The 17,937-nt window shown below is 32.5% G+C and carries 14 protein-coding genes; 3 read left to right on the top strand and 11 right to left on the bottom strand.

Annotated features, from left to right (window positions below):
- Positions 1 to 687: 687 nt before the first annotated feature.
- The 10 genes from N5D90_RS16160 to N5D90_RS16115 form a co-directional block, all read right to left on the bottom strand.
- Positions 688 to 1,824, bottom strand: coding sequence for an efflux RND transporter periplasmic adaptor subunit (locus N5D90_RS16160; protein WP_280063306.1), 1,137 nt, complete (start codon positions 1,822 to 1,824; stop codon positions 688 to 690).
- A gap of 1 nt (position 1,825) precedes the next feature.
- Positions 1,826 to 6,148 (bottom strand): CusA/CzcA family heavy metal efflux RND transporter, encoded by a 4,323-nt coding sequence (locus N5D90_RS16155; RefSeq protein ID WP_280063304.1) that lies wholly within the window; start codon positions 6,146 to 6,148, stop codon positions 1,826 to 1,828.
- A gap of 98 nt (positions 6,149 to 6,246) precedes the next feature.
- Complete coding sequence (locus N5D90_RS16150; protein WP_185655210.1) at positions 6,247 to 6,570, bottom strand: hypothetical protein; 324 nt, start codon at positions 6,568 to 6,570, stop codon at positions 6,247 to 6,249.
- 868 nt (positions 6,571 to 7,438) lie between these two features.
- A complete protein-coding gene (locus N5D90_RS16145; protein ID WP_280063302.1) occupies positions 7,439 to 8,002 on the bottom strand; it encodes a sugar O-acetyltransferase in 564 nt (187 codons plus the stop codon).
- Between the two features lie 461 nt (positions 8,003 to 8,463).
- Entirely contained in the window at positions 8,464 to 8,718 is a 255-nt protein-coding gene (locus N5D90_RS16140) for a hypothetical protein (protein WP_280063301.1), read from the bottom strand.
- A 6-nt stretch (positions 8,719 to 8,724) separates the two neighbouring features.
- Positions 8,725 to 10,908 carry a hypothetical protein gene (locus N5D90_RS16135; protein WP_280063300.1) on the bottom strand — a complete coding sequence of 728 codons (2,184 nt, stop codon included), beginning with the start codon at positions 10,906 to 10,908 and terminating at the stop codon, positions 8,725 to 8,727.
- A 13-nt stretch (positions 10,909 to 10,921) separates the two neighbouring features.
- Positions 10,922 to 11,836, bottom strand: coding sequence for a hypothetical protein (locus N5D90_RS16130; RefSeq protein ID WP_280063298.1), 915 nt, complete (start codon positions 11,834 to 11,836; stop codon positions 10,922 to 10,924).
- Positions 11,837 to 11,851: 15 nt separating this feature from the next.
- Positions 11,852 to 12,436 carry a phage tail protein gene (locus N5D90_RS16125; protein WP_280063297.1) on the bottom strand — a complete coding sequence of 195 codons (585 nt, stop codon included), beginning with the start codon at positions 12,434 to 12,436 and terminating at the stop codon, positions 11,852 to 11,854.
- 5 nt (positions 12,437 to 12,441) lie between these two features.
- A complete protein-coding gene (locus N5D90_RS16120) occupies positions 12,442 to 13,029 on the bottom strand; it encodes a phage tail protein (RefSeq protein ID WP_280063295.1) in 588 nt (195 codons plus the stop codon).
- Positions 13,030 to 13,032: 3 nt separating this feature from the next.
- Positions 13,033 to 13,605, bottom strand: coding sequence for a phage tail protein (locus N5D90_RS16115; RefSeq protein ID WP_280063293.1), 573 nt, complete (start codon positions 13,603 to 13,605; stop codon positions 13,033 to 13,035).
- A gap of 536 nt (positions 13,606 to 14,141) precedes the next feature.
- On the opposite strand from N5D90_RS16115, the gene N5D90_RS16110 reads away from it, so the two are divergent.
- From N5D90_RS16110 to N5D90_RS16100, 3 genes are all read left to right on the top strand, one after another.
- Positions 14,142 to 14,720, top strand: coding sequence for a TetR/AcrR family transcriptional regulator (locus tag N5D90_RS16110; protein WP_280063292.1), 579 nt, complete (start codon positions 14,142 to 14,144; stop codon positions 14,718 to 14,720).
- Positions 14,721 to 15,034: 314 nt separating this feature from the next.
- Positions 15,035 to 15,622 (top strand): hypothetical protein, encoded by a 588-nt coding sequence (locus tag N5D90_RS16105; protein ID WP_280063291.1) that lies wholly within the window; start codon positions 15,035 to 15,037, stop codon positions 15,620 to 15,622.
- A gap of 1,035 nt (positions 15,623 to 16,657) precedes the next feature.
- Complete coding sequence (locus N5D90_RS16100; protein WP_280063289.1) at positions 16,658 to 17,563, top strand: DUF6268 family outer membrane beta-barrel protein; 906 nt, start codon at positions 16,658 to 16,660, stop codon at positions 17,561 to 17,563.
- 37 nt (positions 17,564 to 17,600) lie between these two features.
- Here N5D90_RS16100 and N5D90_RS16095 read toward each other — a convergent pair.
- Positions 17,601 to 17,937: LytTR family DNA-binding domain-containing protein (locus tag N5D90_RS16095; protein WP_280063287.1), on the bottom strand; the 337-nt coding region annotated here is incomplete at its 5' end.

Genomic DNA, 17,937 nt, shown 5'->3' with positions numbered 1-17,937 from the left:
TTCTAATTCATTTTAACAACATTTGAAATTAAAAGGAGAAGCCATAGTATGGCTTAGGTATTCCTTTTCTTATTGTTCTTTTTTTATTCATTAATTTTAAATTTTAATTATCAGTATTCATATGCCCTTCGGGGAACGGTAAAAAAAGGAACCAAAAAAGACTTGTCTTTGATTTTCGACGGTCAAAATTAGTTTCAGTCATTCAATGTTTTAAATCATTTGCTACGCAAATAGTAAAACATTTTAATCATGACTTGCAACTTTTTAACACTCGTCTCCAAATCATATGACATTTTTTTTAATTCTTTTTCAATATTCAAATTCGTTATCACTTTTAACAACAGACTTTGTCATTCTAGACTTGTCTCAGAATCGCATCCAATTTGTTATTCTTAAAATACTAGATTCCTCATCCATTCTCACTACTTCGGAATGACAGGTATTCTTTGTTATTTCGAAGCATCGAGAAATCTGAGCCTCAATCTCATTTACACACTCCCCTAACCCCTCTCAAGAGGGGAATTTTCAATCTGCTATCCCCTTGAGGGAATTATAGGGGTGTTTTTTTATTTTCGTTTTATCGTCTAAGTCTTCGATACAACGTTTTGAAAACGCCACTCTGACTGACGATAATAAGAAGCTGAAATGAATTCAGCTTCTCAATTTATTTTATATTTTCAAAAATACCTACTCCTCTTCTCCACTATTTTTCATCGCAGTCAAAAGATTGTAAGCTCCTTTCGAAACATAGACTTTTCCTGAATTTTGAGGAGATTTTATTTCAATCATTTTATTCGCAGAACTTCCTATTTCTACAGGAACTAAACGAAACTGATTTTTAGTTTGTCTTTCGAACACATAATCTTTTCCTTCAAACTGAATTATAGCTTCTTCTGGTAAAACATTGGCATCAAGTGAATTCACCTGCAATTCGATATTGAAATACATATTCGCTGTTAATCGCGTTCCATTCGCATTCGTAATTCGTGCAAAAATATCAACCGTTCCATCTTCATTCACTTGATTAGAAATTGAGGTGATTTGCGCATCTAACTTTTGATCTGGTTTTGCATTGGTATAAGCTTTCAAAAATTGACCAATCTGAATGTTACTTAGATCTTTTTCAAACACTTTTACGTTCAACAAAGAACGATCAGGATTAATAATTTCTAACATCGCATCTGCTGGTGAAATATATTGTCCTGTATTCGCAAAAACCTGACTCACCATTCCGCTAATTGGTGCATAAACATTGATGGTACGTCTAATATTACTCAACGATACTGAAGAAGGATTGATATTCATTAACCTAAGTTTCTGTTCCAACGAACTTTTCTTTACCATCAACGATTGACGTGTTGCTTTCGCTTGTTGCATCACTTTGTCACTTGCTGCCTGCTCTGCATTCAAATCCTTTTGACGAACATAATCTGCACTAGCCTGCTCTAACAAAGCTTTTGTTGTGAGATAATCTTCTTGCATTTGAATATACTGCGGATCTTCTAAAACCACTAAAACTTGTCCTTTATTCACATAATTTCCTGGAATTAGTGCAATTCGTTTCACATAACCACCAAAAGCATTGGTGATAGAAATAGTATTCTCTGGGGTTACAGCCGTCTTTGCATTCAACCGAATAGTTGTAGGTAAATTCTGATGACGTAAAGAGGTAGTATCAATTTCAAAATTCTTTAATTGAGCATCTGTCAACTTTAAAATTGAGGTAGAAATAGTTGCTTTTTGCTCTACTTCGGGTTTTGTTTCTTCTTTGTTACAACTCATCACAACAAGAGATGTACAAAGCATTAAGATATATTTTTTCATATTATTGTGCAGTATAAAAAGTCATTGCGGCATAAGCCTGATTACGTAGATTCTTTGCTTCTAAAAACTTTGTTTTCACTTCGATGATTTGATTATTCAGAATCACCCAATCCAAAAAATTAATCTCTCCTTCTAGTAATTGACGATTAATTGTTTTTTGTAAATCATTCGCAGCAGGAAGTTGAGATTGTTCAAAATCCCCTACCATTTCTTCGTAAGCATTTACTTTATTTTTTAATACATCAAAATCTTGTTGCAACTTCGATTGTTGTAAAGTATACGCTTGTTTTGCAAGATCAGTTTTAACTTTTGAGGCTTCGATTGACGAATTAATTCCTCTATTAAACAAAGGTAAGCCAACTCCTACTTGAAAAGAATTGTATCGATTTTTGTCCAAATCAGAAAAGCTTTGATTTGAATATCCAACTGTTAAAACTGGAACTTTTTTCGATTTCTCAACTTCAGTTTCCAGCGTTGAAGTCTGAATATTTTCTTCCGCTAATTTTAACATTGGATGTGCATCTAAAACAGATAATCCTGCAATTCCATTCCAATTTACACCATCTTTTGTTGGATAAATTTTGAATGATGAATTGGTTAAAAATTGAATTTGTCTTGATTCATTTTCTAATTCATTCTCAACTAATCTCAATTGATTTTGAATCGATTTCAACTGAATAATAGCCGTTGAAACCTCACTTCGATTTGATTCACCTTTTTTCAAACGTAAATTTGCTTTCTTCAAAAACTCTTGGTAAATCAATTCATTTTCTTTCAATAAATCTTGTTGATATTCTGTATTTTGCATATTGACATACAAATTGGCTAATCGTTGTTTAATTTCAACTTTCGTCAATTGTTCATTTGCTTTAGAAGTACTGATCATTTGTTCGTTCAAAGCTTTTTGACGTTTAAAAACCACAGGAAATTGAAACGATTGCGAAATAGTAAATTTGTTATCAAATTCACCCGAATTCACTTGTCCAAATTCCGCAGCTATATCTAAAGGTGAAAGCGAACGATTGGTAAATACATTTTTCTCGTGATAAACAGTAGTCAATTCTGCTTGTTTAATTTCGAGGTTATTCGCGTCAGCTAATTTTACAACCTCATCAAAACTCATACGTTCTTGCGCATTGGCAGTTGCTCCAAACAAAACTAATAAAATAGCTGTAGGAATTGATTTATGACGAGTTGATTTCTTTTTAAAATGAATATTTTCGAACATAACATATAAAATTGGTAAAACAAAAAGGGTAAGAAAAGTTGCACCCATTAATCCTCCGATGACAACAGTTGCTAATGGACGTTGAACTTCTGCACCCGAACCATTACTAAGAGCCATTGGTAAGAAACCTAAAGAGGCTACAGCTGCTGTCATTAGGACAGGACGAAGACGAGTTCGTGTTCCCATAATAACAATTCGAGTTGTATTTTTAATTCCGTTATCACGTAGACGATTGTATTCTGAGATTAATACAATTCCATTTAAAACGGCAATTCCAAAAAGGGCGATAAATCCAACTCCAGCACTAATACTGAAAGGCATATCTCGAGCAGCTAAGAATAGTATTCCACCGATTGAAGAAAGCGGAATGGCTGTATAAATTAATAAACTTTCTTTGATTGATTTGAATGCAAAGAATAACAACACAAAAATCAAAACCAAGGCGACTGGAACAGCAATACCTAAGCGAGCTTTTGCATGATTCAAATTTTCGAAAGCTCCACCATAAGTCGCATAATACCCTGTAGGAAGTTTGACTTGAGCATCAACCTTTTGTTGCAACTCTTGCACAACACTCTCTATATCGCGTCCTTTTACATTAAATCCAACAACAATTCTACGTTTTGCATCTTCGCGCTGAATTTGATTTGGCGTATTTTTATAATCTACTTTTGCTAATTGATTCAATGGAATCTGAATTCCAGAAGCAGTAGGAATCAATAAATTTCGAATATCTTCGATATTTTCGCGTTTATCTTCTGCTAAACGAACCACCATATCAAAACGTTTTTCACCTTCGAAAACCATTCCAGTAGATTGTCCTGCAAAAGCCATATTAATAATTCGATTTGCTTCTCCAATACTCAATCCATATTGCGCTAATAAAGCGCGATCAAACTCAATCACAACTTGCGGAATTCCATTAATTGGTTCGATATATAAGTCTTGCGCTCCTTTTACAGTATTGATTATTTTTCCTAATTTATCTGCATTCTTGGCTAAACTATCTAAATTTTCACCAAATATTTTCACCACCACATCTTGTCGTGCTCCTGTCATTAATTCGTTAAAACGCATCTGAACAGGAAATTGAAATCCCGTTGAAAGTCCTGGTACATCTTCCAAAGCTTTACTCATTTTATCCGATAATTCTGGAAAAGTTGTGGCAGAAGTCCATTCTTTTTTAGGTTTTAATACAATAATCATATCTCCTGCATCCATTGGCATTGGCTCGGTAGGAATCTCTCCACTCCCAATTTTTGTGACAACCATTTCAACTTCAGGGAAACGATCTTTCAGTATTTTAGCTGCTTTATTTGTGTATTCTATTGTTGTCGTAATATTACTTCCTGGTAAAATACGTGCTTCTACAGCAAAATCGCCTTCTTCTAAAGCTGGAATAAATTCTCCACCTAAACGAGACATCACAAAAACAGCAATAGCAAATAGAGAAAGCACAATTGCTAAAATAATAGTACGAACTTTTAAGGCTTTGATTAAATATTTCTGATGGAAAATCTCAATTTTAGCCATTACACGATCCGATAAATTTGGTTTCACTTTCTTCTTTTTACTTAAGAATAAGCTGGTCATCATCGGAACATAAGTCAACGAAAGAATAAATGCACCAATCAATGCGAAAGCAACAGTTTGCGCCATTGGTTTGAACATTTTCCCTTCTATTCCTTGTAAAGTAAAAATTGGTAAATAAACAATTAGAATAATAATTTGACCAAAAACAGCCGAATTCACCATTTTTTTAGCTGAAGAACCAACTGTTTGACCCATTTCTGTTTGTGTTAATTTGTTCTTCAACCCAAACTTTTTGTTATGCGCTAACTGATGCATCGCCGCTTCTACAATAATCACAGCTCCGTCAACAATTAATCCGAAATCTAATGCGCCTAGACTCATCAAGTTTCCACCTACACCAAAAATATTCATCATAATAATCGCGAATAATAAGGCTAGAGGAATAACAGAAGCTACAATAAAACCAGCACGTAAATTTCCTAAGAAAAGCACTAAAATAAAGACAACGATTAAGGCTCCTTCAAGTAGATTTGTTTCAACCGTATGAATCGTATTGTCAACCATTTTTTTACGGTCTAAGAAAGGTTCAATAACAACTCCTTCAGGTAACGTCTTTTTGATCTCTTCGATGCGTTGTTGTACATTCTTCACCACTACGTTACTATTCGCTCCTTTCAACATCATAACAATTGCACCAGAAACCTCACCTGTATCGTTATATGTCATTGCACCATAACGTGTAGCAAAACCAGTTTTTACATCTGCAACATCTCTCAATAAAATAGGTGTTCCGCTTTGCGAGCGTTTGACCAAAATATTTTCGATATCTTCTATTTTACCAATTAAACCTTCAGAACGGATAAATAAAGAAGTAGGACCTTTTTCGATATAAGCTCCACCTGTATTTTGATTATTCTCGCTCAGTGCATCAAATAAATCATTAATTGTCAGATTAAAAGATTGTAAACGTTGTGGATCAATCGCTATTTCGTATTGTTTCAATTTTCCACCGAAACTACTCACATCCGCTACTCCAGGAACGCCCAAAAGTTGACGACGAACAATCCAATCTTGAATAGTTCTTAATTCAGTTTCATCATATTGATCTTCGTAACCTTCGGCAGGACGAACAACGTATTGATAGATTTCCCCCAAACCTGTCGAAATTGGACCAAGTTGTGGTTCACCAATACCTTCTGGAATCTCATTTTGAACCTGAATCAATCGTTCACTTACTTGTTGTCGCGCCCAATAAACATCTGTATTGTCATCAAAAACAATGGTTACCAATGATAATCCAAAACGAGAAAAACTACGAATTTCAGTAATTCCACCAATATTAGAATTAGCTTGTTCGATAGGAAAAGTCACCAAGCGCTCTATATCTTCTGCACTAAAAGAAGGCGCTACAGTGATAATTTGAACCTGATTAGATGTAATATCAGGTTGTGCATCAATGGGTAATTTTGTTGCATCGTAGATACCAAATACCAACAAAGCCAACGTAAACAAACCCACGATAAATTTATTCTTGATTGAAAAATCAATAATTTTATTTAACATCGTAAAATTGTATAGATTAAAAATGTGCTAAATACAAGTTGTAAATAGCTGAAATTGGATAAACTGAAAGAATCAATCTATCGTAAAATCTAAAAAAGTTACGCTTGTTTTGGCGGTTGCCAAATAGAATCTAAATAATGAGTATATAAGAAATCTTCATCAAATGTTTTGATTGAAGTCGTAGAAATTTCTTTATCTAAATGTAAAACATCAAAGAGTTTTATGGGAGAGAAAAAAAAGTCGATATGAACAAACTCAACTTTCATGAAAGGTAATTTTTGGTCAGTTTCCCAATCCGCATCAACCTCATGTCCACCATAATGATGAACTAAAAAAGTTTTCATTTCATCCAAAAAGTCTCCTCCTTTATCATGTTCAATAAAATGAGAAATAAACACAGGCAATTTATATAACTGACACAATTGAGTTGAAGTTGTTATATATAAAAAAATTAAAATTTTAGTTGCCCATAGTTTCACAAGCCAAAGGTACACTCTATTTAATAGTTTTCAAATTTAATTTGAAATAAAAGTCTTTATGAAAAACCAAAAATTTTACATTATGATTATGTAAGGAACATGTTATATCAGACAACTTATAATCTTTACAACTAATCCATTTAAGGTTATAGAATTTCAACTTCTTCTAAAGAAGGAATTTATCTTCTTAAGGGGATTATAGAGTATTGTTTACGCTTTTTTTATTAATAATTAAATTCAGTTTTGAAAACGGGTTTTGTCATTCTGAGCCTGTCGAAGAATCTCTTTTTATCACTTTTTTATGAGTAAAAAAGTAATCAAAAAAGTCAAGGCTGTAAACCTCTCTACTAAAAATGATCTCATTTCACTAAAGATTTTAAAAACCCTACGGGCTAAAATCTTTTTAACGTTACATTCAAACATTTTCTTAACGTGAGAGTTTTAAGGCCGGATTCTACATCCTTTTTCTATATTCAAATACATTTCTAACCACAATAGAAACATAGCAATCTACTTACTATGTTAAAAGATTTATCTCTCTACATCTCTTTTTTTATTTCAGTTCTATGTATCTATGTGGTAATAATTATTTTCTGTCATTCTGGGCTTGTCTCAGAATCGCATCCAATATATTATTTCAAGATATCGAGGAATTTCCTTTCATTTTTATTCATGAGTTATTAATTGTTTTTAAATGAATTCATATACCCTTCGGGGAAGTCTTGACACAAAAACGAAACAAAAAAGTCAAGGCTGTAAATATTTATAATCGAATGAAAGAGTTCCTTGTCTTCTTGAAAATCAATTAATTTTAATCAATTTCATTCTTTTTCATTACTTTACAAGGATTACCAACAGCAATCACATTGCTCGGTATATTCTTAGTTACAACGCTTCCCGCGCCAATAATGGTATTATCTCCAATCGTAACACCAGGCATCACAACCACATTTCCTCCAAACCAAACATTATCTCCAACTGTAATTGGCTTTGCATATTCTAAGCCTGCATTTCTTTCTTTCACATTCAACGGATGTCCAGCTGTATAAAATCCACAATTAGGTCCAATAAACACGTTATTTCCAAATTTGACTTGTGCGCAATCTAAAATGACAAGATTATGATTTGCATAAAAATCTTTTCCGATTTGGATGTTATAACCGAAGTCGCACCAAAAAGGTTGTTCTATCAAAAAATCACCCTCAACTTTATTGATTATTTTTTGAATTAATGCTTTACGTTTTTCGGAATCTGTATAATCTGTTAAATTATATTCATGGCAAAGCGTTTTACAACTACGCAACTCATTCACTATTTCTTGATCTAAATTAGGATTATACAACAATCCCTTTTCACGCTTTTCTTTTTCTGTCATTTATATTCTATTTTTCCCTTCGTAATTTCAAAACAAAGTAATCAAGATTTTTTGAATAACATAAAAATTGACTGATATAATTTCTTATACGATATATAGCAAAAATGGATATCTAGTTTCTTAAAATAAAAGCAGATAGACGATAGTAATACTTCTAATCTGGATAGCAAAGTAAAAAGAGTCAACTATCCAGTTCTAGAACAACAAATAATAGAAGTATGTTTATTGCGTTACAAATCAATTGCCGAACTTGATCAAAAGATTAGCAAAACTGAAAAATATATTGAAAATGATTGCTAACGAAAAATTAACAAAATTATATCCAGATAATCATCTTGATCAGAAATATATTGCAAAAAAATAATAATTTTTTCACTTAACAATATCCAAAAAAGAGTCAATAATAAAAATAAAAAAGTCTGAGAAAAACTCAGACTTTTAATGATTAAATCACAAAAATTTTAATGATTTCTTATGTATTTATTTCTTCCATAATAACCTATAACAACAGCTGTAAATAATAAAACTATTGTATATGAATTTATAGGAGTTGCATCTACAGGATCATCTCCTGGATCGTGTCCTCCAGGATTTGTATTCGAAGTGTCTTCACTAAAAAAACTAATACTAGAATTTCCATCTTCTGCATGTAGATTTGTAAAGGGAAGCAATAAAAATAAACTTCCACATAAAATGTTTTTTAATTGTTTTTTCATCGCACATTATTTTACAATTATTTTTTTCGAAATTTTAGTTCCATCATAAGATTCAACCCAAATAACATAAATTTTAGTAGACGTTGATAAATCAAAATGCGTCTCAAATGTATTTAAAGAAGATATACTTTTTACTAAGCTACCTTCTAGATTATAAACTTTTACAGTTTTTAATTTTTCAGTTGATTGGATATGAACTGTATGATTTTCTGTATAAACATTTAGTTTATTTTTTACATTCAAATCAGTTGTATGCAATACACTGTTTGTATAGACTATTTCGAAACGATTCGCAAAATAACCCTTGTCACTGATGAAATTATAATCCCCTTTTGATAAATCAGTGATTTTATTCAATTCTTTATCAACTAAGTAAATAGATTGTCCTTGCGCAAAAATTCCATTTGTTTTCGCCAACGAAATCGTGTAATTTTCAGGAGTTAAGATGTTAACAACTAAATCAAATTGGTCTTTTTCATCAAATTCAGCTCCTCTACCTTGAATAGACATTTCTTTCTGATCGATCATCGAATAAATACCAGGATAGACTTGCATGGGTTCTGCATCAAAAACCTTTTCATATTGTTTCGTAGAACCTTCTTTATACCCAATAAGAGTCGAATTTAACGTTTCATTATTTTGTTTTAAACTCAACCAAAATTTATCATCTTCTTTCATTTTATATGAAACCACTTCGTTCCCCGTAACACGCATACCATTATTAAAAATAAATGGTATTGATGTTGGTATTGGTGAGACTACTTTACTTTCTGCTTGTACAATAAAACCTTGTCCAACACCTATTGTTGTTGAGGTTACTGTAGGGTCACTCCATCCCATTTGGTCATTGTAAATCATCCAATTATCTCCAGAAAATTCTCCATTAACAATTGGTTTTTTATGCGTCCAAACAAAGACATTTGAAATAGTTGACATTCCTGAATTGAATGATATAACTTTCTTCAAGTCAATTGGAGATGGATAAGGATTCCCTACTGCATTATTACCAAATTTATTCTTAGTTAACACCATTAAAACAGAACCATTATTCGGAATTCCATTAAAAGTCCCTTCAAATATTTTTGCAACACCTTCTCCGTAATTATTAAAATTATTTGGCGCTCTAAACGCTATATATTCCCCTTTTTGAAAAATATCAGCTGCATTAATATTTGCGATCCAATTATTTGTAGACTCGTCATAACGATAAAAACGATTTTGCAATGTTTTAGGGGATAAAGCCAAAATATTTTGTCCAAAAACAGGCGATGACCAATCCAAGGTTTCTAAACGATAAATTGGCTCTGATTGACGTTTGAAACTAATATTTCCTATGTTTACAGCATTGTCATTTTGTTGCATTAAATAAGCACCATGTTCAAAAACAACTTGATGAGAAGTATTGGTAACGTTTCGATCAACTGTATATGTAACGCCTGAAGGAACAGTTACATCTGCCTCAAATGTGAGTGTTTTTGCAACCAAATCATGTGGATAAGATGCTCTAAGAATAGCATCTTTGGTAAGTGTTGGTACACCATCACTCCAAACACCATTTTCCCAAATTGTTGGTAAAGGCGGTGTGACTTCTGTCCAGGTAAATGCATCTAATCCAACATAATTTGTTGGATTACTTGTAGAAATTTCAAGTTCATTGATTTCATAATTTGAATAATTCCTTCCATTTATATTTTTCAAATTAACTTGAACATATCCATTCGTCATAAAAGCATTTAAAGGAATATAAACTGCTGTAAAAATAATTGTCCCATTCTCTTTTCCATTAATTATAATTGGTACAGGCGTAATAAAAGGAAATTGCTGTAAATTATAATCAGCTAAAAAAAGATAAAAATTTTGCGAAGTAAAATTAAATCCTTCACTTTTGAGCTTAAAACTTGGATTAACTCCAAATTCTGCTGCACCGTCATTATCAATGTATTTATTATCTATTGTTAAACCATTCCACCCTGTGCCAGGATAATTTCCCTGAATTCTAAAAGAACCTAAAGGATAATCAACCGTAGGAGCACTTTCTATTTTAAATAGCTTTCCATTACTAGTAAAAGAGTAACTATCATTTGTAGCATGTTCAAAATCTTCTGTATAAGGTAAATTTTGAGCTAAAGAAAAAACGAATCCAAAGAAAAATAGAATCGTAAATTTATAATAAAGTAAATTTTTTTTCATAACAAATTTGATATTATACATTACGTAATTCTTTTACTTTTCGGTGAATTTCAGTTGATTTCGCAAAAGAGGATGCTGGCATAATAAATGCATGTTCGAAACTAATTCTATCCTTTTGCATACTATATGCAACACTACTCTTACTGATCAATTCTCCACCCATTCCACCTTGCGTTAAAATCACTTCTTGGTCTTTTTTATTTTTTAAGATTAGCGGATAATTAAATTTCTGTCCTTGCACCGAACTCAAAACAAAATCAATTTCTTTGCTTTTCAGAGCTAAATCTTTGCTATTCCATTTATTTTTATCCATTCCCAATTGTGATAAACAAATGACCAAATCACATTGATCTTCTGTTTTTAATTTTTTTGCTATTCGATTGGCTGCATTATAAGGATTATCAACACGAATTGAAGCATTAGAAACACTTTCAGCAACCCCAGTTATTCCAATTTTTAACTCTTTCGTATGCAAAATTACATAAGGGAGAATAACTTCATTCCAATCTTTTTCCTGAGAAGAATAATTACAGTTCACAAATGGAAAATCAAAAGATTTTGCTAAATCTAAAAAGGGTTTAACGCCTAATTTCAAATAATTATTACTTAAAGCAACTGCATGATAACCAACAGAATTAATAGACTGAAAGGTTGATTTATTTAATTGTTCTAATCGAAATAAATTACCTGCGTCCAATAAAATTCCATTTGTTGATTGGGCGTTGAGCTCGCTCTTAATTTGACTATAAACGGAACAATCTATTGACAGATCCATATTATTGGTTTGATAAATCGTAAGATGCGAATCATCTGTTAATGCTTGTATATTTTTAGAAACATTTGCTATCCCTTTCAACGAAGGATTCAACATCGCAATTCCCATTAAGGATGCGGTATGTTTCAGAAAAGAACGTCTATTACTTTCCATCTTTTTAATATTTAATTACCATCTAGGAGGAAAAATTCCGTATAAACAAATCACATAATTCATCCCAATATAAGGTTGCATATTATTATGAGGAATTGATCCACCTGAAACCTGTGTTCTCAATTTCATATCTATATTCGCATTTAATTCTACTGCAGGTTCTTCTAAATTCACCCCCATTGTTGGAGCGAAAGAACCGTTTACCAAAAACCCAGGCTGAGCAATTGATGAACCTGTAATAGGTGTTGTTTGCGTAGCCGGAGACGAACTAACTTTTAACTTTGGTTGATCCGTCATCACAACTCCATGTATATGAGATGGCATATCTTGTGTCGATAATGTTACATTTTCTTCTCCTCCTGTTTCACCTAATACTCTTTCAGAAAGCCCAGGTCCTTGTCCTACACCTATTCCCACATGATTAATAAAATTTGGCAAAGCAAAAGTGTTAATACCATCTCCTCCGTATGTTGTTCCTAATATTGAAAACAAGGCCGTGTTTTGTCTAATAGCGATTAATTGACCATGACAAAATGCCCAATTTCTTGGTTCAAAATTGCCAGCAAATAACCTCACCTCTCCTATATAAGCGTCTTCCATAAATTCTAATTTTGCGAAGGATAAATTCCTTCTATTGCTATAATAAAATTAATTCCCAAATAAGGTTGCATATTGTTATGGGGCTGATTTCCTCCAACCGGTAAAGTTGTTTTCGTTAAATCTTCATTTTTCAATGTAGTTTCATGTAACGTCATGTTAGGTACTTCTTGATTATACCCTAAAGTTGAAATTCCTTTATTTGCTGCAACACCCAAACTTTTTCCTTTTGTTGGTTCGTGTGCAGTAGATAGCATATTACTCGCAATTCCATTTGTTACTTGTAATGAATTCTTATCTACGACATGAGTATGAGCAGGTAATTGAGTAGCCATAAGTGTTACTCTTTCTGCCCCTACTTGTTGACCCAAAGTAATATTTCCTAACCCCGGACCCTGTTCCATTCCAACTGGCACACGGCTAGCAAGGTTTGGTAAAGCAAAAGTAGAACTACCATCTCCGCCATAAGTAGTTCCTATGATAGAGTATAACGCTTCATTTCCACTTATAGACAATAATTGTCCCTGACAAAGCATCCACCCTAGAGGGGCAAAACTCCCCGCAAACATTCTAATTTCTCCTATCGTTTGGTCCATAAATTAATTTCTTGATGGATAGATTCCAAATAAACAAATCACATAATTCATCCCTAAAGAAGGCATACGGTTTTCATGTCGTTGGTTTCCTCCTTGCGGTTGCAGTGTAACATCACCTAACTCAACGGAGTTACTATTCAGCCCAACATTTGGTTCTGTCTGTACAAAACCTTGTGTGGGAACTTTCATACGACCTCTTGATTCAACAGGTGAAGCCAAACTAGAACCTGATGTAATTCTTGCTTGAGTAGCATCCTTCGCACTTACCTTAAAATGATTACCTTTTATTTCTACAAGATGTACATGGGCAGGTATTTCTGTAGAGGTTAAGGCATGTGCTTCTTCTCCTGCCATTTTTCCTAAAGGAATTTCATTTGAAAACCCTACAGGAATTCGGCCTCTAAAATCCGGTAAGGCAAATGTTGTTACGCCATTTCCTCCATACATCGTTCCCAATACACTAAATAAAGCTTGATTCTGATTAATAGACAAAATTTGTCCATAGCAGAAAGCCCAATTCCTAGGAGCATACGGACCTGCAAACATCCGAATTTCACCAATTGTTCCTTCGTTCATATAAATTAAAGTTTTTGAATTAACATAATTGTAGGAGAAGGAGAGAGTAGAATGACAACTTATATAAATTGCGTTTTAAATTTACCAAATTATAGAATGAACTCAACTTTTAGAGGGGGGACAAATAGGGGGACAAATTCATAAAATAATATTTTTTCCGAAATAATAAAGAATAAACTACTATAAACAAAATAATTACACTTTTAAAACTCTACAATAGATAATTAAATACAATCCAAATAAAAACAGTGAATTAATTATGTCGTATGCCGTAAAGTAGCTTTGCTGTAGTTAATTTTTTTCCTCCAAAAATAAAAGCCAATAGATTCACTCATTTTTTCTTTTGATGAAAATTATTGTACATCTACTCTCATTTATTTATTAAAAAACTACACAAAATTTTCGAGAACAACGATACCGAAGATATAGAAGAACTGCTTATTGTAAATCGTTTCAGTGGAATTAAATAGTATCCTATTCAAATACATTAATTAATTTTGGAACAACCGGTTTAATATACAATATTTACATGCAATATGCCAAGACATAAAGAATTTGATTACGATGATAAGCTGATGATAGCAAGAAATCTCTTTTGGAAAAAAGGGTATAATGCTACGTCCTTGAATGATTTGATTGATGCGATGAAAATCAATCGTAGTAGCCTTTACCTAACGTATGGTAGCAAACATGAACTTTTCTTAAAATGCCTAAAAAATTATATACAAGACAAAGAAAAGGAATATCAAAAATCTGTTGAAAAGGGAGAAACACCTTTGAAGTCGGTGGCAAATCTTGTTAGGGCAATAACACTAACTGTTTTACAAGACAGTAAAACTTGCCTTTCTGCAAACTCCACATTTGAATTGGCAAGAACAGATATCGAGGTAAAAAAAATTCTCGAAAAACAGGCTTTGACATCTGTAAAATTGATTGAAGAATTATTGATTAAAGTAAAAAAAAGTGGCGAACTCAAAAGCGACAAAGATCCATTAATATTAGTGCATTTTATTGTGTCGGGCATTGCTTCAATTTGGAGTACTCATCTCTTATTTTCAGATGAGAAACTCACAAGGCAAACGGCTGAATTTTTGATTGATACAATTACCCAATAATTTTTTTCCTTGATTCTGGAATGATTGGTTTAAAACAAAAATATATAAAAAACGTAACCTTACATTATTTGTATTCTTATCGGCAAGCAGCGTGTATGCACAACAAATAAAATTAATAGAAATAACAAAAAAAAAATATGACAAACGAAATGCAAAACATACGAAGAGCTAATGCAGAACTATATTTCTGAAAAGTTGATGCAGGAGAATTTGACAACGACTATTACAATCTCTTTACAAAAGATGTAGAACTGTACTTTCCAAAATTTGGATTTGGTTATGGCAAATCAGGTATCAGAAAATTTGGCGAAACGATGACAAGTATTCTAAAAGGTCTTAGCCATGATATTGAAAATTTCAATTACATTATTTCGGGAAATATGATTGTGGTTGAGGGTACGGAAAAAGGTATTACAATAAACGACAAACCTTTTCCTGACAATGTTACCGCCTTTGGGAAATTTTGCAATGTATTTGAGTTTGAGGGCAATTTAATAAAACGTGTTCACATATACGTTGATCCCGATTTTACTTCTGAAGATAACGTGAGAATGGCAAGGTTAAATAATAACTATGTTAATAATAAAACCGATAAACAAGAAGTAGAAGTTATAGTGGAATTTAGTCTTAAACACAATGTTATAGATAATTTTGAAGCTATATTACTTCCTCATTTTGAGCGTGTGGCTTCTGAACAAACCTGTATTACGATGATTGCAAACCGTGACCCGAATGATGAAACTCGTTATATGCTTTATGAAAGACGGGCAGATAAAAAAGAGTTCTTGGAGGTACAAATGAAAAGACCCTACCGAGTTCCTTACGAAGAGAAAATACAAGCATTGGAAGCCAATCCACGCAAGGTAAGTATATGGGAGTCTACGTTGATAAGAAACAAGTAAGATCTACAGCTGAATACAACGGTTTGCAAAACGCTACTTTGACTAACGATAATGAGAAGCTAAAATGAATTCAACTTGACGATTCTTGTTTTTTATTGAAATAGAATTTACTTGGTGTCATTCTGGGTCTGTCGAAAATCGCATCCTATACTTTTGATTTCGACTCCGCTCAATCAGCACAGCTCCACTCAATCAACTAACCTCATTTCTACACTCCCCAGCCCCTCTCAAGAGGGGAATTATTTCAAACATTATCCCCTTGAGGGGATTATAGGGGTGTTTTTTTTACGTTATACGGTCTATGGTTAACGTTTTACGGATTTTTTTTAGTTTTACGTGATACGTATTGAGTTTTACGTTTTTATTCTTATTAATAATCAAATTCGCTTTTGGAAACGGATTTTGTCATTTTGAGCCTGTCGAAGAATCTTTTGTCACTTTTTTTATTCATTAATTTTAAATTTTAATTATCAGTATTCACATGCCCTTCGGGGAACGGTCAAAAAAACTAACGAAAAAAGACTTGGCTGTAAATCTCTCTACTAAAAATATTCTCACCCCACTAAAGATTTTAAAAACCCTACGGGCTAAAACCTTTTTAACGTTACATTCAAACATTTTCTTAACGTGAGAGTTTTAAGGCCAGTTTATATTAGGTTCTATGTTGTACGCTTAACGTTTTACGCTTTTATTTTTATTAATAATCAAATTCAGTTTTGACAACGGGTTTTGTCATTCTGGGCTCGTCTCAGAATCGCATACAATTTGTTATTCTTAAGATATTAAATTCCTCATCCGTTATCACTACTTCGGAATGACAGGTATTCTTTGTTATTTCGAGGCATCGAGAAATCTCATCCTTAATCTGAACCTTACCCTCAATTTTACACTCCCCCAACCCCTCTCAAGAGGGGAAATATCCTCTTAAGAAAAGATGCTTTATCTATTAGAGATATACATATATCAACCAGGAATAGCAATTCGTCAAGTAATTTATTTTTTTACTATTAAAACTCCTCTCTTTGGCAAAAAAAGATGAATAAAAACATTTTAATTTCCGCGTTTAGTTTATTAACGACTTTCTTGAATGCACAGAATAAAATTGGGGGTCAATTAAAAATGGAATATGTACCACTTTCCAATTATATACGTCCGATAGATAGTTTAAAAACAGATTCGAAAAGCGATTTCAAAAAAGCTGAGTTGAGTTTGAAAATTCCTTTATATACGAAAGAATTAAAAAATGGAAAAGTTAGCAACTGGTCTTTGTTATTTAGTACTGCATATGCAAAAATGAACAATAAAAATTATGAAGAACAATTATTTCCATCAGAAATGTTGAATACGCAAATTGGGTTACAATATTTTTCACCTATTAGTTCTTCATGGTCTATTTTGACAATGGCTTCAGTAGGTATTTACACTGATATGGAAAATATATCTGCTGATGATATTTTGGGGCAAGGAGGAGTTTTATTTATTAAACATTTTAATCCAAAATTGGCTTTAGGGTTAGGACCTGTATTATCAAATAACTTTGGAGTTCCTATGGTAATGCCAGGAATTTATTTTGATTGGAAAACTGGAGGGGACAAATTCAATGTGAATATTAATTTTCCAGAAGGTGTAGAAGCAGGATACCAAATGACAACAAACATTGCTTTGAAAGGTGTGGTAAATCTTAGTGGAATGGTTGCTGAAAGATCCAAAGAAGGCAAATCATTATTAGTAGGTTATCAGCAAGTTGTTGCTGGTTTACGTCCAGAAATAAAATTGAGTAATTCGCTAAAACTCCAATTAACAGGAGGAACGACTTTGGTACGATCTTTTTCTGAAAATGAACGAAATTTAAAGAGTCTTTTTAGAAAGAAAGATATTGCAGACCCTCGTTTTTCGACAACCTTTTATTCAGCGTTGAGTTTACGTTGGAACTTACCTTAATCACATAAAATAGCCTCAATAAATATTGAGGCTATTTTTATTTACTAATTAATTTTTTATAGACTACTTGATTGAGTAATTCATCCTTTTTATTCCTAGAAATAGGAAGTTCATGTTTGCCTATATAAATTCGACCTCCAGAAATTATTTCTATATGTGTTACATTCACTAAGAAAGATTTATGTATGCGAAAAAAATGATTCATTGGTAAAGATTCTTCTAATACTTTCATGGTTTGGTGAATTAGAATAGATTTATCTTTGAAATGTAGTTTTACATAATTTTGCATACTTTCTACATATAAAATATCTACCCAAGAAATTTTGGTAAAAGTATCTCCTTGTCGTACATATAGAAAGGGGTCATTGACAATA

This window comes from Empedobacter sp. GD03797 (assembly GCF_029842105.1).
Taxonomy (GTDB): domain Bacteria; phylum Bacteroidota; class Bacteroidia; order Flavobacteriales; family Weeksellaceae; genus Empedobacter; species Empedobacter falsenii_C.
This window is presented reverse-complemented; position numbering and strand designations above follow the sequence as displayed.

Excerpts from the sequence above, each read along its gene's own strand:
- N5D90_RS16105 (WP_280063291.1), top strand. The coding sequence starts at position 15,035 with ATGACAAGTATTCTAAAAGGTCTTAGCCATGATATTGAAAATTTCAAT.
- N5D90_RS16160 (WP_280063306.1), bottom strand. The coding sequence starts at position 1,824 with ATGAAAAAATATATCTTAATGCTTTGTACATCTCTTGTTGTGATGAGT.
- N5D90_RS16130 (WP_280063298.1), bottom strand. The coding sequence starts at position 11,836 with ATGGAAAGTAATAGACGTTCTTTTCTGAAACATACCGCATCCTTAATG.
- N5D90_RS16110 (WP_280063292.1), top strand. The coding sequence starts at position 14,142 with ATGCCAAGACATAAAGAATTTGATTACGATGATAAGCTGATGATAGCA.
- N5D90_RS16120 (WP_280063295.1), bottom strand. The coding sequence starts at position 13,029 with ATGGACCAAACGATAGGAGAAATTAGAATGTTTGCGGGGAGTTTTGCC.
- N5D90_RS16135 (WP_280063300.1), bottom strand. The coding sequence starts at position 10,908 with ATGAAAAAAAATTTACTTTATTATAAATTTACGATTCTATTTTTCTTT.
- N5D90_RS16125 (WP_280063297.1), bottom strand. The coding sequence starts at position 12,436 with ATGGAAGACGCTTATATAGGAGAGGTGAGGTTATTTGCTGGCAATTTT.
- N5D90_RS16100 (WP_280063289.1), top strand. The coding sequence starts at position 16,658 with ATGAATAAAAACATTTTAATTTCCGCGTTTAGTTTATTAACGACTTTC.
- N5D90_RS16140 (WP_280063301.1), bottom strand. The coding sequence starts at position 8,718 with ATGAAAAAACAATTAAAAAACATTTTATGTGGAAGTTTATTTTTATTG.
- N5D90_RS16115 (WP_280063293.1), bottom strand. The coding sequence starts at position 13,605 with ATGAACGAAGGAACAATTGGTGAAATTCGGATGTTTGCAGGTCCGTAT.
- N5D90_RS16155 (WP_280063304.1), bottom strand. The coding sequence starts at position 6,148 with ATGTTAAATAAAATTATTGATTTTTCAATCAAGAATAAATTTATCGTG.
- N5D90_RS16145 (WP_280063302.1), bottom strand. The coding sequence starts at position 8,002 with ATGACAGAAAAAGAAAAGCGTGAAAAGGGATTGTTGTATAATCCTAAT.